Source organism: Bradyrhizobium sp. CCBAU 51753, from assembly GCF_015291565.1.
Taxonomy (GTDB): Bacteria; Pseudomonadota; Alphaproteobacteria; order Rhizobiales; family Xanthobacteraceae; genus Bradyrhizobium; species Bradyrhizobium ivorense.
Genome location: NZ_CP030037.1, coordinates 5,962,487 through 5,985,187 on the forward strand (window position 1 = coordinate 5,962,487; position 22,701 = coordinate 5,985,187).

20 protein-coding genes, 1 tRNA gene and 1 pseudogene are annotated in these 22,701 nt (G+C 64.5%); 7 read left to right on the forward strand and 15 right to left on the reverse strand.

Annotated elements, in window-relative coordinates; translation table 11 throughout:
• Positions 1–45 precede the first annotated feature (45 nt).
• Positions 46–528 (reverse strand): hypothetical protein, encoded by a 483-nt coding sequence (locus tag XH93_RS27270; protein WP_194469857.1) that lies wholly within the window; start codon positions 526–528, stop codon positions 46–48.
• 321 nt (positions 529–849) lie between these two features.
• Here XH93_RS27270 and groEL point away from each other — a divergent pair.
• The 3 genes and pseudogenes from groEL to XH93_RS27285 all read left to right on the forward strand — a co-directional run.
• Positions 850–1,047 (forward strand): annotated as a pseudogene (gene groEL, locus XH93_RS27275) (chaperonin GroEL); the annotation flags it as partial.
• 453 nt (positions 1,048–1,500) lie between these two features.
• Positions 1,501–1,947 (forward strand): phasin family protein, encoded by a 447-nt coding sequence (locus XH93_RS27280; protein ID WP_246799311.1) that lies wholly within the window; start codon positions 1,501–1,503, stop codon positions 1,945–1,947.
• A gap of 455 nt (positions 1,948–2,402) precedes the next feature.
• Positions 2,403–2,594 carry a hypothetical protein gene (locus XH93_RS27285; protein WP_194469859.1) on the forward strand — a complete coding sequence of 64 codons (192 nt, stop codon included), beginning with the start codon at positions 2,403–2,405 and terminating at the stop codon, positions 2,592–2,594.
• 16 nt (positions 2,595–2,610) lie between these two features.
• On the opposite strand, the gene XH93_RS27290 is transcribed toward XH93_RS27285, so the two are convergent.
• The 5 genes from XH93_RS27290 to XH93_RS27310 form a co-directional block, all read right to left on the reverse strand.
• Positions 2,611–3,390: a Crp/Fnr family transcriptional regulator gene (locus XH93_RS27290; RefSeq protein WP_194469860.1), complete on the reverse strand. Its 780-nt coding sequence runs from the start codon at positions 3,388–3,390 to the stop codon at positions 2,611–2,613.
• Positions 3,391–3,684: 294 nt separating this feature from the next.
• Entirely contained in the window at positions 3,685–7,053 is a 3,369-nt protein-coding gene (locus tag XH93_RS27295) for an adenylate/guanylate cyclase domain-containing protein (RefSeq protein ID WP_194469861.1), read from the reverse strand.
• Positions 7,054–7,273: 220 nt separating this feature from the next.
• The gene (locus tag XH93_RS27300; RefSeq protein ID WP_194469862.1) at positions 7,274–8,437 is read right to left on the reverse strand and encodes a slipin family protein; all 1,164 of its coding nucleotides are present in this window, start codon (positions 8,435–8,437) and stop codon (positions 7,274–7,276) included.
• 335 nt (positions 8,438–8,772) lie between these two features.
• A tRNA-Leu gene (locus XH93_RS27305) sits at positions 8,773–8,838 on the reverse strand.
• Positions 8,839–9,102: 264 nt separating this feature from the next.
• Positions 9,103–9,939 (reverse strand): LysR family transcriptional regulator, encoded by an 837-nt coding sequence (locus XH93_RS27310; protein ID WP_194469863.1) that lies wholly within the window; start codon positions 9,937–9,939, stop codon positions 9,103–9,105.
• Between the two features lie 132 nt (positions 9,940–10,071).
• Between XH93_RS27310 and XH93_RS27315 the strand changes: the two genes are divergently transcribed.
• Positions 10,072–10,665: a cysteine hydrolase family protein gene (locus XH93_RS27315; RefSeq protein WP_194469864.1), complete on the forward strand. Its 594-nt coding sequence runs from the start codon at positions 10,072–10,074 to the stop codon at positions 10,663–10,665.
• A 42-nt stretch (positions 10,666–10,707) separates the two neighbouring features.
• On the opposite strand, the gene XH93_RS27320 is transcribed toward XH93_RS27315, so the two are convergent.
• The 8 genes from XH93_RS27320 to XH93_RS27355 all read right to left on the reverse strand — a co-directional run bounded on the left by XH93_RS27320 (position 10,708) and on the right by XH93_RS27355 (position 18,756).
• On the reverse strand, positions 10,708–10,929 hold the full coding sequence (locus XH93_RS27320) for a hypothetical protein (RefSeq protein WP_194469865.1): 222 nt from the start codon (positions 10,927–10,929) through the stop codon (positions 10,708–10,710).
• A 286-nt stretch (positions 10,930–11,215) separates the two neighbouring features.
• On the reverse strand, positions 11,216–12,712 hold the full coding sequence (locus XH93_RS27325) for an AMP nucleosidase (RefSeq protein WP_194469866.1): 1,497 nt from the start codon (positions 12,710–12,712) through the stop codon (positions 11,216–11,218).
• Between the two features lie 117 nt (positions 12,713–12,829).
• Entirely contained in the window at positions 12,830–13,984 is a 1,155-nt protein-coding gene (locus XH93_RS27330; protein WP_371814795.1) for a tlde1 domain-containing protein, read from the reverse strand.
• 428 nt (positions 13,985–14,412) lie between these two features.
• Positions 14,413–15,108, reverse strand: coding sequence for a DUF899 family protein (locus tag XH93_RS27335; protein ID WP_194469867.1), 696 nt, complete (start codon positions 15,106–15,108; stop codon positions 14,413–14,415).
• Between the two features lie 119 nt (positions 15,109–15,227).
• Entirely contained in the window at positions 15,228–16,745 is a 1,518-nt protein-coding gene (locus XH93_RS27340; protein WP_194469868.1) for a glycosyltransferase family 39 protein, read from the reverse strand.
• Between the two features lie 6 nt (positions 16,746–16,751).
• Positions 16,752–17,882: a glycosyltransferase family 2 protein gene (locus XH93_RS27345; RefSeq protein WP_139484707.1), complete on the reverse strand. Its 1,131-nt coding sequence runs from the start codon at positions 17,880–17,882 to the stop codon at positions 16,752–16,754.
• A 246-nt stretch (positions 17,883–18,128) separates the two neighbouring features.
• Positions 18,129–18,329, reverse strand: a complete 201-nt coding sequence (locus XH93_RS27350) for a hypothetical protein (protein ID WP_194469869.1) — start codon at positions 18,327–18,329, stop codon at positions 18,129–18,131.
• Positions 18,330–18,399: 70 nt separating this feature from the next.
• Positions 18,400–18,756, reverse strand: coding sequence for a hypothetical protein (locus XH93_RS27355; RefSeq protein ID WP_194469870.1), 357 nt, complete (start codon positions 18,754–18,756; stop codon positions 18,400–18,402).
• A gap of 115 nt (positions 18,757–18,871) precedes the next feature.
• Between XH93_RS27355 and XH93_RS27360 the strand changes: the two genes are divergently transcribed.
• From XH93_RS27360 to XH93_RS27370, 3 genes are all read left to right on the forward strand, one after another.
• Positions 18,872–19,726: a DUF72 domain-containing protein gene (locus XH93_RS27360; protein WP_371814796.1), complete on the forward strand. Its 855-nt coding sequence runs from the start codon at positions 18,872–18,874 to the stop codon at positions 19,724–19,726.
• 12 nt (positions 19,727–19,738) lie between these two features.
• The gene (locus XH93_RS27365; protein ID WP_194469872.1) at positions 19,739–20,200 is read left to right on the forward strand and encodes a DUF488 family protein; all 462 of its coding nucleotides are present in this window, start codon (positions 19,739–19,741) and stop codon (positions 20,198–20,200) included.
• 166 nt (positions 20,201–20,366) lie between these two features.
• Entirely contained in the window at positions 20,367–21,356 is a 990-nt protein-coding gene (locus XH93_RS27370; protein ID WP_194469873.1) for an enoyl-CoA hydratase-related protein, read from the forward strand.
• A gap of 266 nt (positions 21,357–21,622) precedes the next feature.
• Here XH93_RS27370 and XH93_RS27375 read toward each other — a convergent pair whose 3' ends face one another.
• Complete coding sequence (locus XH93_RS27375; RefSeq protein WP_194469874.1) at positions 21,623–22,537, reverse strand: PhzF family phenazine biosynthesis protein; 915 nt, start codon at positions 22,535–22,537, stop codon at positions 21,623–21,625.
• Positions 22,538–22,701 lie beyond the last annotated feature (164 nt).

Sequence of the window (22,701 nt, forward strand, 5' to 3'; positions counted from 1 at the left end):
GTCTAATTCCATCGGAGATGCCCTTCTCTCATCCGAGTGGCGGCATTAGGCAGCGTTTACGAGTTTCTCTTGAAGGCTTTGGCGCTCCTTATTCGACAACGCGAATGTATCAGCAGCCACCAATCTCAAACGGTCGGCTTTGGTCAGGCTTTTTAGATACGTCGATAAGTTGTTCAAGAAAGCCTCTTTGAAATGACCTGGAGCCGTCCTCATCTCAGCTGTAATTTCCCTTCTCGTGAACCGCTGCTTTGCTTGGACAAAATGAAGCTGTGCCGCAGCAGCAATAATAAGATCGGCTCCTGAACTGGCCTCAAGGATATTTGCGATAGTATCGGTCGAAAGATCGAATGATTTCGAGAGACTTTGAGGCTGGACCGCTACTGGCTGACGGTCGTGCTGAGGTAGCGACAGCTCAATCCCCAATTTTTGAGTCAACCACACGAGCACACGTTTTCGAGCCTCACCCTCAAGAGGCTCCATTACCTCCAATACCCGCCCCATAGCAGACAACTCTCGATCTTCACTCATCATAAGAAATCCTAGTTGAAGCGACCCGCGCACCGATACATATAGAGAACGCTGGCCCGAAATGCAACCGAGAGTCGGGCTTCGACAGATATTGGTTGTGGAAACCTCTCTAATTCAACGCGTCTCGGTATATGACGATCTATTTTCCGATTAAGACGGAAAATAATTTTCCTTATATATCAATCGATTATACGCAATGTTCATCAAACACTAGCCATCATTCTGCAATATGGTCTAACTTCACCAAGCAAATGGAAGATGCTTACGGAGTTGTCTGCCCAGCCCGATATCGACAGTGAAGATAGCGATCATGCACCGTTCCAGTCCGGCGAATATGCCGACCTCGTCAAGAAGGGCATCATCGACCCGACCAAGGTCGCGCGCACCGCGATCCAGAACGCTGCCTCGGTTGCAGCGCTGCTGATCACCACGGAAGCGATGGTCGCCGAGCTGCCGAAGAAGGCCGCTGCCGGCCCCGCAATGCCTCCGGGCGGCGGCATGGGCGGCATGGACTTCTAAGGTCCGGCCTCTCAGGCAATCGAAGAAATGCAAAACCCCGGCAGCGATGCCGGGGTTTTTGTTTTGCTTGGTCATTGTGCCGAGGTCGTCACCGGAGCTGACGGTTACGGTGCAAGGTTCTGGGCCTGAGACCAGTGCCAGCATCGCAGAAGCGATACGCCGTCCAACGCAGAGCTTTGCACAATCTAACGCTGAAGAAGCAGTCTCCTGCTGCTCAGGATATCCACGTTATGCACAGCACCCCGCAAATATACGTTGGTGTGAGTTGACACTTTAAAAAAAATTCTGCGCGAGAGTCGCAAATCGAACCGACAGTCCCGCTTTCCTCCCGCACAGTAGCCTCGGGACTGAAATCGAAGCTCACCCAAAATCTGAATTGAACACGGAGCGTTGGCTCTCGTGACGCGAGCGAGCGTTGCGAGGAACGCTTTCGCCTGCGAAGGAGACTGCGCCTTGAGTGAAAGCGAAATGAAAGACCCGGCGAACGGCACGAATGTTTTTGGAATGCCGTTGTTCGGCTTCCCGAAGATGGGCTTGCCCGGCGTGGTCGGCGATCTTGCCGATCAGGGTTTTGCCCGCGCGCGAACCGCCTGCCAACAGATGGCCGAGGCGTTGGACGAAACGTATTCATGCAATGCGCGAGGCACGGCCGACTACGGGCTCAAGCTGATCGAAATCTCACACGCCAATGTCACCTCCGCGCTCGACTTCTACGCCGATCTCCTCGACAGCAAGTCAGCAACCGATGTGTTGACCTTGTCCACCGAGCAGGCCCGCAAGGCCTTCGCCATGGCATCCGAGCAGAACAAGGAATTGCGCGAACTCGGCCGGAAGCTCGCAACAGAAACCGGCGGGCAGATCAGGAACAACTTCGCCAGGGTTTTCGGCCACGCCGACTAAAAGGACTCTCAATTCACGTCGAGAACTCGTTTGAGGAGGGATCCGGCCGGTTGGATAAGCCTAGCAACGAGCATACAGCCCCCACTGCCCAATGCTCTGTCAAAGCCGCAGGTGCGGCGATGCCCCCCAACTAGTCGCACCGACAGCAGGCGTAATCCAACCGGCCGGAGTTTCTTTACTGCACAAGACAAAAAGCAATCGCGAGGGAGGCTCACATGGGCATGCTCATGGTCAAATGTCCGCAAACCGGACACGCAATTCCCACCGGCATCCGGACTGATCACGAGAGCTTTAGACGCAGCGCGGTGTTCTTCTCGCGCAGCCGCTGCCCATTCTGCCGCACTGATCACGCCTGGTTCGCGCGCGATGCCTGGGTTGACGAGCCGAGCATCCGCGCGCGACGCCGGCTCGCCGGCCTCGACACAGGTCATTGAGGATCGCGATGGAGGGACACCATGGCGCACACGCAGACCGCAACGGAAGTATCCATTTGGTTGCTGCAGGCCAAAGACTTTCTCGACGAAGCACGACGGCTGAGACCGGGGCCGGAGCGCGATGAGTTACGCCAGACGGCGAAGGTGCTGCGCGAGATCGCAAAGCTCGAGGCGGCATCCGGACCCGCAGGGGAGCCTGATCGGAGAAGCTGATCGCGTTGCAGCGCGCTCACGCCACGTCGTCGGCTTCGATTTCCGAAATGCGCGGCTCGTCAGCCTGAGCCGCCGCGAGAGGCCGGACGGTCTTGTCCGAGAAGATCTTCTCGACTTCGAGACGCATGACGCGGTGGCATTCGCACGCCGCCGCCGATAGCCGCGGCCGGTCGATCTCGATCCGGCCACGTTGCTCAGACGTGATCGCGCCACGCATGCGCAGATTGCGCATCAACAGCGTCACCGTCGTTCGCCGCACACCGAGGATTTGCGAGAGCGCCTGCTGGGTCAGCGGGAGCACGTCGCTGTCGACACGATCGCGAAGCTGGAGCAGCCAGCGCGCCATGCGGGCTTCAACCGGATGCAGCGCATTGCAGGCCGAACCGAGCTGGAACTGGATCAGCATCGCCCTGACGTGATTCTGGATCGCCTTCCGGATTGCGGGACTGCGGCCGACCGCCGCGTAGAATCGCGGCGCGGCAATCCGCGAGGCGGTGCCCGCTGCACGAACGACTGCTGTAACGCCCGATGGGGACGACCCGAGCACCGAAAGACTGCCCACGGCCCCTTCGCGCCCGACAACGCCAGTCGCAACCGTTTGCCCATCCGCCATGTCGATCATCAGCAGGATCGCCCCGCTATGGGGAAAGAAGACATGATCGATCTTGTCACCGGCTCGCGCCAGGATCTCATCCTGATTGATGTCCACCGTCTCCAGATCAGGTCTCAGCAGATCGAGATCCGCCGTCGGCAGTGTCGCGAGAAGGCGATTACCAGTTCCGCCGCAAAGACTCACCGGCTCTGTCCCGCATCGAAGCAACGCGCAATGAGCACCAACTCACTCAGATACTCGTTCAAAAAAACATCTCCAAACGCCTGACCGCAAGGCGGAATTTCTCTGCACAGCACACACAGAGTTTAGATGCAAATGAGCCGCCGAACGCAACAGCAAAATGCGCATGATCGCACCGTAGAACCGCGGGAACGAAGGAGTTCCAATTTCGCCGCATGGCAAGCGCCGCAAAGTGCGGCCTGATGACGGGCTGCGCGCGAGCGGTGATGCGCAATTGCACAGCCGCCGCGCAATTGCTCAGTCGCGGCGCAATGCGCGCGAGTGGCAGCCCGGCCAATTCACCTGGCTGAGCAGTTCGTCGGCATCCCGGATCTCGGCGAGATCCTGCTCCGCATCGAAGCCGGCGCGAACCGGCGCAAGCACCTCCGGCACCGCATCCACCCGGCCGATGCCGGCGTACAGGCGTGCAAATGCGAGCGCGCTACGCAGTTCGAATGTCTTCGTCTGTTGCCTTCGAGCGATCTCCAGCGCGCGGTGGAAGGCCTGCTCGGCGCCGGAAATGTCAGGGTTGTCGCGACGCGACAGCAACTCACCCCGCACGCGGTACAGCTCGGCATCCAGCCAGTGCTGCCCGGACTGCTCGGTCGCGTCGATCAGCTCATTGACGATGTCGAGCCCCGCCTCCGCATGCCCGGCTGCTGCATTCGCCACCGCAATTTGCAATCCCCAGAACGGCTCACAGAGGTAGCAGTCGTTTTCGTGCAGCAACGTCCAGCCACGCTGCATCTCCGCGAGACCTGCCGCGCGGTCGCCGGCGCGCCACTTCGCCAGCCCATTGAGATAAGTGCCGGCGGCGACATACAGCGGCATCGTGTGGTCTTGCGCCAGGCCAAGGGCAAGGATCGTCTCGGTCTGCCGCAACCTGCTGCCGCACAGCCCATCGAAAACGGCCTTGTGAACCAGCGCATTGGCACGCGCGAGCGCGCGCTGTTCCCCGGCGATGCTCACCGCTGCGCCTGCGAGCCGCTGGGCTCGATCAATCTCGCCGCGCGGCCAAAGCACCAGGGCGAGAAATCTCATGATGACGAACGGCAGGTCGAGCGTCGACGCCTTGAAGGTCGCCGGATCCGGCTCGGCCGTATAGGCCGCGAACGCCTGCTCCAGATGGCTAGCGGCGTTCAGATAGTCGCCCGCGAACCAGCAGGTCACCCCTCCGGCCCAGCGCGCGACGATGGTCGCCACCGGCGATTCCGGATGCCGGTCCGCCGCCCCCATAATCGCCTCGGCCAACTCCCGCATCGGCGCGAGCTCGCCATGGGTCAAGCAGGCATTGAAGAGGCCCGACTGAATCGGCGCCAGTTCGATTGGATCATCGATGTCAGCGGCGAACCGCCGGGCGCGCGTCCAGGCGGCCACGGTCTCGGGCGCGCTGTGCCCAAGGCTGCCCCGCAACGCACGGCCGTAGGCGATTTGCAGATGGAGCCGGCCGATCATCCGAGCCGGCTCGTCGGGCAATCCATCGGCTATCGCGACCGCCTTGCCGAGATGCGCGACCGCCTCGCGATAAGCCGAGCGCTTCAGCGCCTGCTGACCCGCCTTGCGCCACCACGCCAGCGCGGTTTCGCCGAGCCCTGCCTCGGTGAAATGGTAGGCAACGACTTCCGGCTCGATTTCCGCGATCTCGGCAAACTTGTCACGCAGCGCGTCGCCGATAAGCTTGTGAAGCAATTGCCGGCGGCTCCTGAGCAGGCTGTCGTAAGCCGCTTCCTGGACCAGGGCATGCTTGAAGCTGTAGCTTGCATCCGGTGGCGTGCCCCGGCGCAACAGCAACTCGGCTTCTTCGAGCTGGGCAAGCGCCGCGGCTAGCGTCAGATCATCGCGCCCGGCCACGCTGCGCAGCAGCGCATAGGAGAAATCACGGCCGATCGCAGCACCGATCTGCGCCACCTCCTTGACCGGCGCCAGCCGGTCAAGCCGGGCCATCAGCGAGTCCTGCAGCGTCGCAGGAATCGCAAGCGGCGGCAGCGGATTGTCGAGGCGATAGCGCCCGGCATTCTCGACCAGCAGTCCCGACTCCATGACCATCTTGGTCAGTTCCTCGACGAACAGCGGGACGCCATCCGTCCGCTCGATGATCTGCGTCATCATTTCGCCGGGGAGCGACCGACCGACCGTGACCTGTTCGATCAGCGCGCGCGTGTCCTGCCGGTCGAGCCGATCGAGCCGCAGCAGGCTGACATTGGCGAGCCCCGCCCACGGCGGCTCGAACTCCGGCCTGAACGTCATGAGCATGAGGATCGGCAGTCCCCTGATCCGGTCGACCGCGAGATCGAGCAGCTCGAGCGACGTGGCGTCGGCCCAATGCATGTCTTCGCAGACGACAAGCACCGGCTGCTGCCGGGCGAGGCCCTCGAGCTGATCGAGCAGCGCTGCGAATGTCTGCCGCCGCTGCTGCGCCGGGCTCAGGCCGAGCGGCGGATAACGCTCGCCGGTCGGGATCGACAGCAGCGCCGCGATCAGAGGTGTCACGGCAGGAACCTGCAGCGTCCCGAGCGCCAGCATGGCTTCGAGCTTGTCCAGCTTCTGCTCCGGCACGTCTTCCGGCCTGATGCCGGCGGCACGCTCCAGCTGGGCGATGAAGGGGTACAGCGCGCTGTTGCTGTGATAGGGCGAGCATTGATACCGCACACGGCGATGCGTCGCGGACGCGAGGCTGTCGGAGAGCATCGCCACGATGCGCGATTTGCCGATACCCGCTTCGCCCGATATCAGCACCGCCTGGCCCTGGCCCTGCCACGCCAGTTGCTGGCGCGACAGCGCAAATTCGATCTCCGCCTTGCGGCCGACGAAGCCGATCGAGCGCGCGGTGCGCACCGCCTCGAAGCGGCTTTCCGACGCCGGCTCGCCCTCGACTGCCCACACCGCGATCGGCTCGGAGATGCCCTTGACCTCGCGGCGGCCGAGATTGCGAAGCGTGAACAGATTGCCGAGCAGCCGGCGTGTCGAGGCGGCGACGACGACCACGTCCGGCTCCGCAAGGCTCTGCAGCCGCGCGGCGATGTTCGGCGCATCGCCGACCAGCGCCTGCTCCTCCGACGCGCCGCCGGAGACGAGGTCGCCGACCACGACAAGCCCGCTCGCGATCGCGATCCGCACGGCGACTCCCTCCTCCGCGCGGGTCTCGAGCTTGCCGATTGCAGCGATGACGTCGAGGCCGGCGCGCACCGCGCGCTCGGCGTCGTCCTCGTGGGCACGGGGATAGCCGAAATAAGCGAGGATGCCATCGCCGACGAATCTCGCAACGACGCCATCGTAGGTCGCGATCACCCGCGCACAGGCCGCGCGATAGGCGCGGATCACCTCCCACATGTCCTCGGGATCGAGACGCGCCGACAAGGCCGTCGAGCCGACCAGATCGCAGAACATCACGGTGAGGTGGCGTCGCTCGGCATCGTGCGGTGAAACCGGCGCGGCGATCAGTTCGGCCTGACTGACATCGGCGATCGCACGGAGCATCTTACGGCGATGCCCGAGCAGAACCCCGAGCCTGTCGAAGTCTTCATCCGTCAGCTCGGGTAGAACACCGATGTCGATCCCGTTCTCGGCAAAACGCAGCGCGTATTGCCCAAGCCCCAGCTTCTCGAGCCATTCCGCAATCTGTTGCATTGGCTCCACCGACGGGTTGGCGGCCAGCCGAATTCCGGACCACGGTGACCAAACGTTACCGCAATCCGTCCGCAGTGGCACCTCCTTGTTTGTGGCAGCCTGCCCGGCATTGTGCCGCGGCGGCGCTCCCTTACAGCGGCCTTTGCACGCTAACATCCGTAAGGATGCCGGCGTTCGTCCCGGCGGAAAGCAAAGGGCCGCCCGTGGGCGGCCCTTCTTCTCACGCGCTCTCGGGCGCCTTGAGGCGCACCAGCTTGGTCAGCAGGGCATCGAGGCCCTGGCCCTCGCCGGCATGCAGGTCGATGCGGCCGACCTTCTCGACCAGGCGCTCGAGCGACTCCAGCTCCTTGAGCCGCAGCAGCAGAGGGTTCTCCTCCATCAGCTTGGCGGTGTTGAGCAGCGACCGCGTCGCCGCGGTCTCCTCCTGGCGGCGGATCAGGTTGGCCTTCGCCAGCCGCTCCGCCTCCACCACCTTGTTGACGAGCTCGCGGATCTCGCCGGGCAGGATCACGTCCTTGACGCCGAGCTCGGTGACCTCGACACCGCTCTCCGCGACACGCTCGCGGACGTAGTCGCGCAGCTCGGCATCGAGCGCCGTCTTCGCCGACAGCACCTCGTCGAGCGTGCGGCCGGCCACCGCCTCGCGGATTGCGAACTGCACCAGACGGTACAGCCACGCATCCACGTCGGGCACGCTGGCCACGACGCGCTCGGGATCGACGATCCGGCGGAACGCGGTCAGCGTCACGCGCAGCGCGATACGATCCTTGGTCAGCATCTCCTGCGCCGTGATCTCGACCGCCTGGGGACGCAGGTCGAGGCGCTTGACCTCGATCTTGCGGCCCGCGATCCAGAACGCGTGCCGGCCGGGCGCGAGCCGCTCGACCAGCCTGCCCTCGACGGTGAGCAAACCGGCCTCGTGGTTCTCGACCACGGCCTCGGTGATGACGCCGGCCCGGTTGGGCTGGATCATCGCCAGATGCCGCGCGGTGACACGGGGATCCTCGGCGACGTCAATGCGCTCGACGTCGACCGCGGTCGCCACCTTCCAGTAAACGCGGGTCTGCCAGGGCGTCATCAGCTGCACGGGACGGCCGTCGAGGCTGACGATCGCGATCTCGTTCGCCTTGGTCTCGACCGCCTCGAACAGCTCGCTGGCGAGATCGGGACGCGCGGCCTTGATCACCGCGAAGCGATCCGCGGGGAATTCGGTCCGCACGACGCTGAACAGCTCGGCCTTGAGCTGATGCAGGGGATCGAACAGGCTGTAGCGTCCGGGCGCGAGCACGCGCTCGAGCCGGCCGTTGCGCGTGAGCAGCGCGCGCTCGCCATCCTTCACCGTCACACTGGTCGTCAGGACATGCCAGGTCTCATTCAGCTTCATGGCACACCTCCATGTTTTGCGCTCCGGCCCATGGGCCGAAGAGCGGGTTGCAATTGCAAAGGACGTGAGAACCGAACGCGCCTTCCTGTCAGGCCAAGCGGGCCGTGGCTTGAGCTCGCATGATGACGGGCGCACGCGCGCGATCGCGCGACAAAGTCGCGCGGCCGTGCGGAGCCACCCGGCATCAGCGCAAGCGGTATCCACCGCGGCGCAAAGCCGGTCTCACAGTGTCGATGGTCGGACGGAAAGCCTTGCGGCAAAACGGCCGGACCGCGACTGAAGCGCGCGTCCGGTCCTCGTCAGAGGTATCAGCTTTACAGGCTGAAACGGAGCGCTGGAGCGGGATTTGAACCCGCGACAAGATGATTCTCGGTCACCTGCTCTACCTAACTGAGCTATCCTTTGTGAGAGATCGGAATCGAACCGATGCCTTCGGGTTTCACCCCGACGCTCTCCATGAGCTACATCCCGTGGTCTTCATTTCGGCGGAACACGACACCGCAGCGCGGCTCGCGCCAGTCGGGATCTCAACGAGCCCGAACCCGAGGCCAAAGCGAAGGAGCGGGCTAATAGACCAAGCTCGCCTGGGTTGCAAGAGGGAGTGCAAGAATTTTTTGCCGCAGGCGCGGCGCCGCATCACGGACATCACGGCGAACCTTGCGACGTCAGCCGCGCGAAATCTCCTGGAAGCAGGCGCGCACCCAGTCGATCGTGACGCGCGCCGCGGCGTCGTGCTTGAGGTGATTTTGCACCAAGAGCCAGGCGTCGCGACGCTTGGGCAGCAGCGTCGCGCGCAGGCGGCGATCGCTCAAGAGATCAGCGCAACCGTGCTCGGGCAGCACGCCGGCGGCCTGATGCGACTGGATCAGCGTGCGGATGACGCGGACATTGTCGGTGACGCAACGCCCGCGCACCCGCCGCGCGCGCAAGAACTGCATCTCGGGCGTGCCGTCGAGTTCATCGGGATAGACGCACATCACCGCGTCGCCTGCGGCGGCCGCGATCGGCTCGAAGAGATAGATGCGGATCTCGGCGAGCTTGGAGATCGCGAAGTCGCCTCTGTCGGGCTTGCGCAGCCGAATCGCGAGATCCGCTTCCCAGCGCGAGAATTTGACGTTCTCGCTCGACGTCAGGAATTGCAGCGAAAGCCCCGGATGCGCGCGCAAGAATTCCGCGGCGCGCGGCGCCAGCACCTCCTCGGCGATCGCGCTGGTCGAGGCGATGCGCAGCCGCCCCACCGGACCGGGCAGGCTTTCGCCGATGCGGCCGATCTCGTCGGCATGGACGGCCATCGCCTGGACATGCGCCAGCAGCAGCTCGCATTGCGCCGTCGGTTTGCGCACGCCGTCGGCGGCCTCGAACAGCCGCAAGCCGAGCGCGCGCTCGATGCGCGCCAGCCGGCGGCCCACGGTGGTCTCGTCGATGCGCAGCCGGGCGCTGGCGCCGGCATAGGTGCCCTCGTCTCTCACGGCCGCGATGATGCGGAAGTCGTCCCAATTCATGGCGTCAGGCTACATGGCCCGATCCCCTCCTGCAATCCTGCAGCCAGCGGCTGCGATATCCCTGCATAACGGCAGGCGATGGGCAGGCTATATCTGGCCAAGCAACCACACCTTCCGGAGATCGAGAAAGCCATGTCCTCCGCCAAAACCCTGTTTCAGCTCGCCGGCGCCGACCTCACCCCGCCGCGCCTCGGCGATGCCTGCCTCGTCCTGATCGACATCCAGAACGAATATCTCGCGGGCCCGCTCGCGCTGCCCGATGCCAACGCCGCGATCGCGCGTGCGACGGCGCTGCTCGCACGTGCCCGAGAGAGCGGCGCCGCGATCTTTCACATCGCGCATCGCGGCAAGCCCGGCAGCCTGTTCGACCGCGGCGCCGATCGCGGCGCAATCGTTGCTCCGCTGGCACCGCGTGCAGGCGAGGCTGTGATCGAGAAGGAGTTGCCGAACGCCTTTGCCGGCACCGATTTGAAGGTGCAGCTCGACGCCACCGGCCGCAAGGAGCTCGTGCTCGCCGGCTTCATGACCCATATGTGCGTCAGCTCGACCGCCCGCGCCGCGCTCGACCTCGGCTTCCGCACCACTGTTGATGCCGAGAGCTGCGCGACCCGCGACCTGCCCGACGGTCTCGGCGGGACGCTCGCGGCCCGCACCATTCACGAGGTCGCGCTGGCAGAACTGTCGGATCGCTTCGCGATCATCGCCCGCGGCAACGCGCTCGCCTGACGAGCGCCATGCTGCAAAGCGCCTGATCGCTTCCGGACGGCGTCATGGCTTGACCACGGCGTGAGCTTGAGGTCGAACGTGCTCGAGCGAACCGGCGGCATGCGGCGCGTCCGCGTTGCGAGCGAGCTGCACCGGCCGGTCGCCGATCGCGGACAACAGCAACAGGATCGCAACGAGCGATCCGTAGAACGACATCACATAGAGGCGCCATTTGCGCACTACGGAACGTTCCTCCGGATCGCGGCCAGCGGAATAGTCTTGCATCAATGACTCCGTCAACTTGGCACGTGATGAAAAAAGCTGCGTCAAAAAAACGGCTGGTCGCCCAGAATTTCCGCAGGCGTGTCCCAAACGGACAGCACTGCCTCACTCGCAATCACGCTCTGATTACGCTGCTCCCGCGAAACACCGTGTGGCGCGGTTCACATGAGCCGGTCAATTTTGCTTGAAAGGAAATGCAAGGTTTGCGCCAAGGCCGCACGACGCGTCACCCGCTCGGGTGCGCTCTCGACGGTTGCCGAATTGTCAGCAGCGCGCAACTGCGCAAAAGCTACTGGAACGCGACTTCGGCAAAGCTGCGCAGCTTGCGCGAATGCAGGCGCTCGGATTCCTGCTGCTTCAGCCGCTCCAGCGCCTTCAGGCCGATCTGCAGATGCTGGCCGACGCGCTGGCGATAGAATTCGCTGGCCATGCCGGCAAGCTTGATCTCGCCGTGCAGCGGCTTGTCGGAGACGCAGAGCAGCGTGCCGTAGGGCACGCGGAAGCGATAGCCGTTGGCGGCGATCGTCGCCGATTCCATGTCGAGCGCGATCGACCGCGACTGCGACATGCGCCGGATCACCTGCGGCCCGCTGATCTCCCAGTTGCGGTTGTCGACGCTCGCGACCGTCCCGGTGCGCATCAGCCGCTTCAGCTCGAAGCCGGACAATCCGGTGACCTCGCCGACCGCTTCCTCGAGCGCGACCTGCATTTCCGCCAATGCCGGGATCGGCACCCAGAGCGGCAGCTCGTGGTCGAGCACATGGTCCTCGCGGACATAGCCGTGCGCGAGCACGTAGTCGCCGAGCCGCTGCGTGTTGCGCAAGCCTGCGCAGTGCCCGATCATCAGCCAGGCATGCGGCCGCAGCACCGCGACGTGATCGGTGATGTTGCGCGCGTTCGACGGACCGATCCCGATATTGATCAGGGTGATGCCGCGATAGCCCGGCTCGACCAGATGAAACGCCGGCATTTGCGGCACCCGCTCGGATGCAACGCCTGTGGTGCCGCCGCCGAGCCGCGCGTTCTGCGTGATCACATTGCCCGGTGCGACGAAGGCCTCGATGCCGGCCTCGCCCGACGCCAGGCGTTGCAGGCTCGATTGCGCGAAGGCATCGACATAGAACTGGTAGTTGGTGAAGATCACAAAGTTCTGGAAGTGCTCCGGATCGGTGCCGGTGTAGTGATAGAGCCGGCGCAGCGAGTAATCGACGCGCGCGGCGCGGAACAGCGCCAGCGGCTCCGGCGCGCCCGGCTTGAGCTCGAAGGTGCCGTCGGCGATCGCATCGTCCATCCCGGCGGGATCGGGCGTGTCGAACACGTCGCGCAGCGACCTCGTGAAGGCCGAGCTGTCGGCAATGGTCAGCGCGGCCTCGATGTTGATGTCGCGCCGATAGGCGAAATGGATCGGGATCGGCTCGCTCGATTCGCCGATCTCGACCGCCACGGCGTGGTTCTTGATCAGCAGCCCGATCTGCTCGGTGAGATAGGTCCGGAAAATGTCCGGCCGAGTGATGCTGGTCTCGTGCACGCCGGGACCCGCGACGAAGCCGTAGGCCAGACGGGAATCCAGCCGCGCATGCGACGAGGTCGTGATCCGCACGAACGGGTAATACGCGCGCACCCGCGCCGTGAACGGCACGCCGTTGACATAGGCCTCGAAGCGATTGCGCAGGAACTGGGTGTTGCGCTCGTAGATCTCCTCGATCCGGCCGACAGCCGCGTCGGCATCGGCGAACGCTTCGGTCGCAAGAGGCGGCGGTGTTTCGATGGGAGCTGTAGGAGACATATCGTTTGCGCCGATCCGTTGTCGAGTTCGACTCGCAGCAGATTGCCGCAACATTAGCACAGCCGAGCCCGGTACGGGAAACGGCGCCAATTGTGTCAGCGGTGCGGAGGACGCGCCTTACTGAACCCTCGCCAGCACCGCGAGGCGGCGGATGCCCTTGTTGCGGTAGGCGTCGAGGAACGCGTAGTAGTCCTTGAACGAGACGCAACCGTTGGAATCGCCGTTGGGCCCGAGCATGTAGGTGTGCGCGAGCAGGCCGACGCGGTTGAAGATCTTGCCCTCGCCGCCGATCGGCGTCAGCCGCAGCGCCGGCACGCCGTGGAACAGCGCCTCGCGCGGCTTCAGCTCATAGATGTGCGGCGGGGTCACGCCGACCATCTTCAGATGCGAGGAACGCGGATCGTCGATCCTGGAGCCGAGGCCGGAATGCGCCTCGAGCCGGGTGCCGTCGGGCAGGTACACCGTCTTGGCCGAAATGTCGTAGACCGCGGTCTGGCGGTCATAGGGCGGCGAGCCGCCGAGCATCGGGTTCTGGTCCAGCGTCGAGGGAATGCTGCCGGTGACGTTGGCGTCGGCCGATGCGAACGACAGCAGCCCGCCGTTCGACTCGCGCTTGCCCCACAGCTTCTCGACCATGGTCTGCCGCTCGTTCGAGGCGATCGACATCACCGCGGCCTTGGCGCGCGCGGCCATGTCGCGCACCGTGACGCTGCCGGATTTCGCCGCGGCCTTCGTCTCGGCGGGCTTGGTGTCGGTAGCCTTGCTTTCGGTAGCCTTGGTTTCGGTGACCTTCGCAGCCGGATCGTTGAGCGCCACCTGCAGGCTGGCGGCGGCGTCCTTCTTCGCGGCCTCGACCGACTTCGGCGACGGCAGCGGCTTGGAGGCCTCGGCGATTTTTGTCGTCGCGACCACCTTGGGCGCGTCGGCGAGTCTTGGCGCGGCAGCCTGCTTGATCGGGTCGATCTGCGGCGCGGCATCGGCCACGACGCTGGACGGCACGCCATCGGGCGACGCCGCCGCAAACCGATCGTTAAACATAAGCGAAGGTGCCGGAGCTTCCGACTTCGCGACCTCGCTCTTTGCGGGCGCGGCCGGCGGCGGCGTCAGCGATGCGAAGACGTCGTTGAACGACGGTGTCGGCCGCGCCGCCACCGCCGCGGGCCGCTTCACCACCGGCGCGTCGAACGCTGCGCTGTTCACCGTTGGATAGACGCCCGCGGCAAAGATGTTGGCATAGACGGTCCAGGCGCAGCCAAGCACCAGGCCCGCCACCGCGGCGCTGCCGAGGAAATGCTGGGGGAGAATTTTTCGGGAGGATTTCCTGCGGCTCGCCGCCCCAAGAACATACGCACTCGCACTCGTACTCATACGCCCGGCGCTCAAAACAGGTCCACCTTTGTCCCCACACCCGACTACGGCCGAATGCCGTTCGGCTTGCTGTCGCACAGGGGGCACAGACGGCCATTAAGGCGACTTTTAGTTAAATACGATTTAACTGGCTGCGGTCCCCTGCAGCGCGGGAAGTGCCTGTGGCATAGGGCTTTTTTAAGATCAGCCTGGGTCGCGAAATGCCCATTTTCTGTTTCATCATGGGACAGGCCGCCTCGCCGCCACGGGCCCGGCCGGCGGCGGTGAGGCTGCGGAGAATTTCGTTTCCGATCAGCCCGTAATCATGCGGGATTTCGGCAAAAACGATCTCCTCAGTAGCTCAGCTTCGGGTACCAGTCCTTGCCGCGCCCTTCGGGCGTGGTGTCGAGAACGGTCCACAGCGGATCCATATCGGGAGCGCCGCGCGGGTCCTGGCCGGGATCCATGGTCCCGCCGCCCATTTCGCCGCCCCAGAAATGGCGGATGGTGCCGTCGTGGCGCGTGAAGACGTTATAGCCGGGCAGATCGGCGTCTTCCTTGCTGACATAGTCGCGCGTGTAGTCGCCCGACGGATCGGAATACAGCCGGTGGCCGGTCCAGCCGCGCGCCTGCTTCGCCTCGATCAGCCGCGCGATCGGCGACCGCGCCACGAACACGAAGGAAACGCGCTGCTCGACATCGGGCAGCTTGCTTTCCCATGTGCTCATGAATGAGGTGCACATCGGACACGGCTTCTCGCGCTGTGGACCGAACATGTAGCTGTAGACGATCAGCGTCGGCTTGTTGCCGAACAGGTCGGCGAGCGAAGCCTTGCCGGACTCGCCGACGAACTCGTAGGCCTTCGTCACCTCGCCGCCCGGCGGCAAGGCGCGGCGCAATTCGGCGACGCGCTCGATGTGACGGCGCAGCTCGATCTCTTCGATAAGCAGCGCCTGGCGGGCGCGTCGATATTCGGCGCTCTCATTGGGAACGCGCCTGGTGTTGGTGTTGGCGAGATCGGCGGCCGGCTTGAGGGCGGAACTGGTCATGGTCGGAACCTCATATGGTTGGCAGACACCCCTACAAGACGTGCCGAAACCGATGGGTCCTACATCAAATCGCGATGAATCTTTTCGGAGAACCGCTTCGCGCTTTTCCGGATCCTGCTCTAGCTGCCGCTGTTTTCCTGCAATTCCGGCGGCGGCGAGCGGTCGAAAACATCGCCCTTCGGCCCTTCCAAGAGGTCGAGAGCGTAGGTCTCGATGATCAGCGGCCCGCGGGTGCGCTGGGCCTCGGCGACGGTCTCGACATGGCTGAAGCCGTCGCGGATCGACGGCGGCACGTTCTGGCCGAACTCATGCACAAACAACAGCTTGCCGGCCAACTGCGCCGGGCTCGGCTCCGGCATGTTGATCCAGCGGATGCGCTGGCCGTGCTGCGCGACGCAGGTGCCCTTGGGCAGATAGAAGGCGAGCCACCCGGTGGTGCCGTAATCCGGCGCCAGCACGCAGGTCGCGCCGGTGCGACTGCGCACCGCCTCGATCCGGCTGGCAAGGTCGTCCCAGCCGAGGCCGACGCTGCGCACGGTGGCGTCGCGGTGATAGGCCGAGAACACGCCGGTGTTGGCCTGCACGATCAGCAGCGCGAACAGCACGACGCCGCCAGGCGCCGACCAGCGGCGGCAGAAATCGACGGTGCGTTGCGCGCGCGGCCCCCATTGCACCTGGATCGCGGCGACCGCCGCCGCGACCGCAAACGCCGGATAGACCGGCGCGAACCAGTTGGCCTCGACCCGCGCATGCAGCGCATGCCAGGCAAAATAGATGACGATGGTCCAGAACGTGGTGTTGATCAGCACGCGGGCGGGCATCGCGCCGGCGCGGCGCCGATACAGCGCGTACAGACCCATCATGCCGAGGATGAAGACCAGGGGCGTCGCAAAGGCGAACTGGGTCGGGATCAGCTCGGCAATGTAGACGGGCCGGAAATCCTCGATCCGGGCGCGCCCCATCTGCTTGATGAAGGACACCCAGTGATGGTCGGCATTCCAGAGGATGACCGGCGCGAACATGCCGAGCGCAACCAGGCCGCCGAGATAGAGCCAGGGCGACCGAAACCAGTGCTGCAGCTTCGGCACGGCCAAAAGCCAGAACAGGATCGCAGGACCGAAGAACAGCGCGGTGTATTTCGACAGCAGGGCGGCGCCGGCGCTGGCGCCGACCGCGAGCCACCAGGCGCCGCGGCCGCTGTCCAGCACCTTGGCGAGCGCGAACAGCAGGAAGCTGGCGGCGACCAGGAGCGGCGAATCCGGCGTCACGATCAGCGTCCCGACGGCGGCCATCAGCGTGACGTTGAGCAGGATGGTGGCGCCCGCCGCGACGCGGCTGCCGCCGAACAGGATCGCGGCGGCGCGGTAGATCGCCCAGCTCATCGGGAACGCGAGCAGGATCGACACCAGCCGCACGCCGAACGGCGTATCGCCCGCGATCATGGTGCCGAGCCGGATCACGACCGCGACCATTGGCGGATGGTCGTAATAGCCGCCGGCGAGCGCCTTCGACCACATCCAGTAATAGGCTTCGTCGAAGGTCAGCGGCGTCCAGTACGCTGCCACCAGCCGCAGCACGACCAGCGCGCAGACCGCAATGGCGGTGTCCTGGGCGAGCCGCGCCTCATTCGGTTTCATGCGGCGTCATCGCTTGCGCCAGACGAACAGCCCGGACATCGCGTAGTTCCAGACCACGCCCATCAGCGCGCCAGCGGCACCGGCCAGCCACCAGATCGGCTCCTGATCGTAGACCGAGAACGCGACACCGACATTGGCGAGCAGACCGACGCTGCAGACCAGATAGAACAGCAGCAGGCCGCGCACGATGCCAAACCCCTTCAGCCGCTGGTCGCGGTAGGTCAGGAAGTTGTTGAGGATGAAGTTGCTGGTCATGGCGACGATCGCGCCGGTGGCCTGCGCCTCCGCGAACGGCGCGCGGAACACTTCCAGCGCAATGAACAGCGCGGCGAGATGCACCAGGAGGCCGAGCGCGCCGACCGTCGCGAACAGGATGAAGCGCAGCGAGATCACGTCGTTGGTCAGCTTCGCCAGCACCAGGCCGAGGAAGTCGAGCGCGACCATGGAATCGAGCTTGCTTTCGCCATGCTGGCGGGCGCCGAACGTATAGGGGATCTCGACCGTGCGCAGCTTGCCCTGCCCGGTCGCCACCACGTCGAGCAGGATCTTGAAGCCCTGGGTCGACAGTTGCGGCGCGAGTTGCTCGAAGCGGTCGCGGCGGATCATGAAGAAGCCGCTCATCGGGTCGGCGATCTCGACCTTCAGCGTGCGGCGGGCGACCTCGGTGGCGAAGGCGCTGGCGCCGGCGCGCTGCTTGTTAAAACCCTCGGCCTTGTAGCCCTCGATGTAGCGGCTGCCGACCACGAGGTCGGCCTCGCCGCTCTGCAGCAGCGCCACCATCTTGGGCAGCTGGGTCTCGTCATGCTGCAGGTCGGCGTCGATCACCGCGGCATAGGGCGCGCTGGAGGCCAAAATGCCCTCGATGCAGGCCCCCGACAGGCCGCGCCGGCCGATGCGGCGGATGCAGCGCACCCGGGAATCCTGCCGTGCCAGGCCGCGCACCACGTCCGAGGTTCCGTCGGGCGAGTTGTCGTCGACGAAGATGACCTCCCAGGCGACGTCCTTCAGCGTCGCGTCGAGCCGCCGGTACAAAACCGTGACGTTGTCGCGTTCGTTGAAGGTCGGGACGACGATCGAAAGCTGCGGCAATGTGGCGGCCTGCAAAGGGGCCTCGAGCGGCTGGAGGGCGTCTTTCATGAGCGCCAGCGTATAGCGGCAGCCTCTCTCCCTGCCAAGCGCAGGTGAGTCCAAACTCACTATCCGACGGTGGGAAAACGGGGATCAGGATACCCCCAAAATGCCAACGACCACGAACAAGGGGCGCGCGTACATCCGGCGCAGCCTAACATTCGTGGTCGTCCCCGGTGCCGGAGAGCTGGAAGGCTCGACGGCACCATTCGAAATCATGTGGGGAGCCCGAGGCGCCCCGCAAGGGGCAAGGGACTAATTATTCGGGACTTCGCGAATCACCGGACCCCGCGGCGCCGGAGCCGCCGGGGCGGCTTCGGCGGGCGCCGCCTGCTGCACCGCGGCCGGCTGGGGATTGCGCATCTGGCTCGGTGACGGCCCGTAGATGAACGCCGCCGCCAGCGCGATGGCCGCGACCACTGCGCCCAGAAAGCCTGCCGTCGATTGCGAATTCATGCCGGACCGTCCCATTGCCTGTGCGCGGATTGATAGCAAAAACCGGCCGCGCGCAACAGGATCTGGCGGCCTATTTGACCGCCGCTTTGCGGCGGACGAAGGCGGTCACGATGTCCCTCTGCGCGAGCTCGATCGCGCGATTGGCGGTTGTCAGGCGCGCATCCGCATCCTGCTTCGGAAACTGCAGCGACAGGAAGTCGATCAGCGACACCCGAAAATTCTGCCGCTCCGAGGGACAGACGGTCGCGATCAACGTCGTGAATTCCTGGTCGGACATCGCCTTGTTGCTGTCGCGCGGATACTCGCGGGCGAGGCAATTCCAGTAGGCGTCGCGGCCGGTGATCGCGAGCTTGTGCGCATCGTCGGTCTCGTCGGCCATGGCAGCAGCAGGCAGGAGGAAGAGGGCGGCGACGGCCAGCATGCGCATTGTTGTTCTCCGGTTTCTTGCATCCTAGCGAGGACCGCCAACCGCGATAAGCAGTCTGGCAAACTGGCCAATCACGATTATTTTGACTAGGCTCGATCCCCGTTCCTTCCTCACGATGAGTGCAGTCGTGGCCAAAGCTCCCTCCAAGACAACAAACACAAAGACGACCAAGACCGACGCAGGCAACATCTATATCGGCGTCGGCGGCTGGACCTTCGAGCCGTGGCGCGGGGTGTTCTATCCCGAGAAGCTCGCGCAATCGAAGGAGCTGTCCTACGCGGCCTCGAAGCTGACCTCGATCGAGATCAACGGCACCTATTACGGCTCGCAGAAGCCGGAGAGCTTTCGCAAATGGGCCGGCGAAGTGCCCGACGGCTTCATCTTCTCGCTGAAGGGTCCGCGCTTCGCGACCAACCGCCGCGTGCTGGCCGAAGCCGGCGATTCCGTGAAGCGGTTCTATGATTCCGGCGTGCTGGAGCTGAAGGACCGGCTCGGCCCGGTGCTCTGGCAGTTCGCGCCGACCAAGAAGTTCGACGGCGCCGATTTCGGCAAGTTCCTCGAGCTGTTGCCGCGCAAGCTCGAGGGCCGCGCGCTGCGCCATGTCGTCGAGGTGCGCCACGACAGTTTTCGCGTGCCCGAGTTCATCGCGCTGCTGCGCGAGCACCAGGTGCCGGTGGTGTTCGCCGAGCACGGCAAGTATCCGGCGATCGCCGACATAACCAGCGACTTCGTCTATGCGCGGCTGCAGAAGGGCAATGACGAATTGAAGACCTGCTATCCGCCGAAACAGCTCGATGCCTGGGCCAAGCGGTTGCAGGACTGGGCCGGCGGCGGCGAGCCGGACGACCTGCCGCGGGTCGATAACACCGCGCCGAAGAAGGCACCGCGCGACGTGTTCGCCTATGTGATCCACGAGGGCAAGATCCGCGCGCCGGCGGGCGCGATGGAATTGATCGAGCGCGTGAGTTGAGCGGGAGACGCCATGGCGAAGGCCAAGAAGCTGTTCACCATCGGCTACGAGCAGACCCCCTCGAAGGCGGTGCTCGACGAGCTCGCGCGGGCCGGCGTCAAGCTTTTGGTCGACGTCCGCGCGGTGGCCTCCTCGCGCCGGCCGGGCTTCTCCAAGAGCGCGCTCGCCGCCGGTCTCGACGAGCGCGGCATTTCGTATGTCCATCTGCGCGGGCTCGGCACGCCAAAGAACGGCCGCGAGGCGGCGCGCAGCGGCAAGTATGAGCTGCTGGAGAAGATCTACACCGCGCACCTGAAGACTGCGCAGGCCAAGGAGGAGCTCGACGAGCTGTCCGCGCTGGTCAAGACATCCGGGCCGGTCTGCATCCTCTGCTACGAGCGCGACCATCAGCACTGCCACCGGCGCTGGATCGCCGAGATCATCGAGGAGCGCAACGGCGTCAAAATCGACAATCTCGCCGCGCCGCAGGTTTAAAATCCCGTTCCGATAAATCGGAACGGGATTCCGGATTCTGCCGCGCATCAGCGTTGCTCGACTGTGAAGTTCTCCTTCATACCCCGTCAATATTATCCAGGATAGCTGCTCGTGGAATGCCCTCGTATCTCTTCTACGCGACGCGAAGAATAGGAGGAGCAACGCAATGGCCAACGTCTTTGGTGAATCTAACCACCGCGGCGACGTATCCAGGGAAATTCACCCGCAGCAATCCGCTGATCAGCTATCTGAAACTCATGCAGGCGGATTGCACCGCCGAGCGTTTTTGGCCGCCGGCGCAACCGCAACTATCCTCGCAGCCGGCCCCGGCTTCGCACAGAGCCAGCCGCCGGCAGCGCCTGCAGGCCCGGGAGCAATGCCGAGCAACGTCAAGGTAGAACGGCTGGACGGCTCGATTTTGATGATCGGCATTCGGCAAGACAACGACCGTGTCGAACTGTCGAGCGTTATCGGCTTGGGCCGCTTGATGTATATGCTCGATCATGATGACGCTCTGCGCGTCGCTGTCCTCTACTCCCTGGGTCCCGACTTTGTCGGGGGAGTCCTTGATGCTGAAAGCTGGGCGCCGGTGCTTCGTAGCGGTCGCTTCCCGGAGATCGCCCAGTTTGTCAATCCGGTCGGCACCATCCCGCCGCGTCGAGAGAAGCCGCTCGTTGTCGCCGTACAGGGCAGGTGTCAAGGCGCAGGCCACGAGCTTTTCCTTGCTGCCGACGTCCGAGTTGCCGCAAGCAATGCTGTATTCGCACAACCGGAAGTCACCCGTGGCCACTTCCCGGCCGGCGGCGCGCCGATCGCCTTTGTCCGCGAGGTGGGTTGGGCGAATGCAATGCGTTACATGCTGACCGGCGATGAATGGAGTGCCGATGAGGCCTACCGAATGGGTACCGTTCAATTCGTGACGCCGCCGGGAAAGCAACTCGATCGTGCGATCGAGGTCGCTCGAAGCATAGCCGCCGCAGCCCCGCTTGGTGTTCGCGCGACGATAAATTCGGCGCATCGTGCACTCAGCGAAGGTCAGGAAGCGGCTTACGCAGCGCTGTTCCCCGAGCTTGCCCGACTTGCGCAGAGCGACGACCACGAAGAATACTTTCGCGCGCAACGGGAGAAGCGTCCTCCCGTATTCCATGGACGCTGATCCATGCCGCCTGGATCGTTTGATCGGGCCGCACGATGCGGAGCGGGAGCGGGATCTTTATGAATCTGCCCGGTTCGATTCGATCGATCCGGGTATGCGAAGAGTGCCGTTGTTTCCGCTGTCATAGCCTGCTTGGTCGGACTGGCGTTCTAGCCACTCCGACCTGAGCCGGCGAAATCCCGCGGAATTGGCATGTCATCCGATCGCCCCTCCCAAGGGAGGTAAACCTTCGACGCAGTTCCGGCTCAACCTGACTTCATCATGCTCTAGCCTTCGCCCGCCACGTTCAGCGTGCCCTCCATCATCTTCACGCAGCTGCCGCCGACATGCACCGACGTGATGGCGCCGCCCTGCTTCTTCACCCGCGTGAGCAGCAGGCTCGGCCGGCCCATGTCGACGCCCTGCCCGATCCGCAGGCGCAATTCGCCGTCGCGCGTCGGATCGAGGTCGGCGAGCAAGGCCGCGGCCGCGCCGGTCGCACTGCCGGTCGCGGGATCTTCGGACAGGCCGCTCGCGCCCGGATGGAACATGCGCGCCTGCAGGTCGAGCGGCTGCTCGCTTGGCGGCACGTCGCGGGTGTAGAAATAGATGACGTCGCGGCCGATATGCGCCAGCACTTTTGCGAACGCCGCGGCATTCGGCGTCGCGCGCTTGAGCGCCTCACGCGAAGCGATCTCGGTCACAAGGAACGGCAGGCCGACGGAAGCGACCTGCGGCATGTGGCGGTCGGTCCTGATGTCATCGGCCGACAGCGACAGGCACGCGGCGACCTCGGCGGCGCTCACCTCGTGCGAGCGCTGCAGCGGCTGCGGCGCGGTCAGCTCGGCGCCGATCACCTTGCCGCCATCGGACAGGATCTCGACCGGCACGAGGCCCGCTTTCTCCTCGAACCTCAGCCGCTCCGGCGCCTTGGCCGCGCGCGTCGCCAGCACGAAGGCGGTGCCGACATTGGGATGGCCGGCGAACGGAATCTCCGCGCGCATCGTGAAGATGCGAACCTGGGCGTCGTTGGCCGTGTCCTGCGGCGGCAGCACGAAGGTGGTCTCGGAATAGTTGAACTCGGTGGCGATCGCCTGCATCTGCGCCGTCGACAGCCCGCCGGCGTCCAGCACCACGGCGAGCGGATTGCCGCCAAAGGCCCGGTCAGTGAATACGTCGACAGTGATATAGCGGCGCTGCATCTTGCTTGTCCTCATGCCTGGGTCGCAACCGGCGACCGATCGCGCGCATCCTAGCATGGCCGGAATCGCGCGCTTCAGAGCATTCGGTGCAATCGCGTGCTAGAGCATTGCGGTTCTGATTGAATCAGAACCGAAGCTCTAGCTTTTTGTTTTGACGCGTTTTC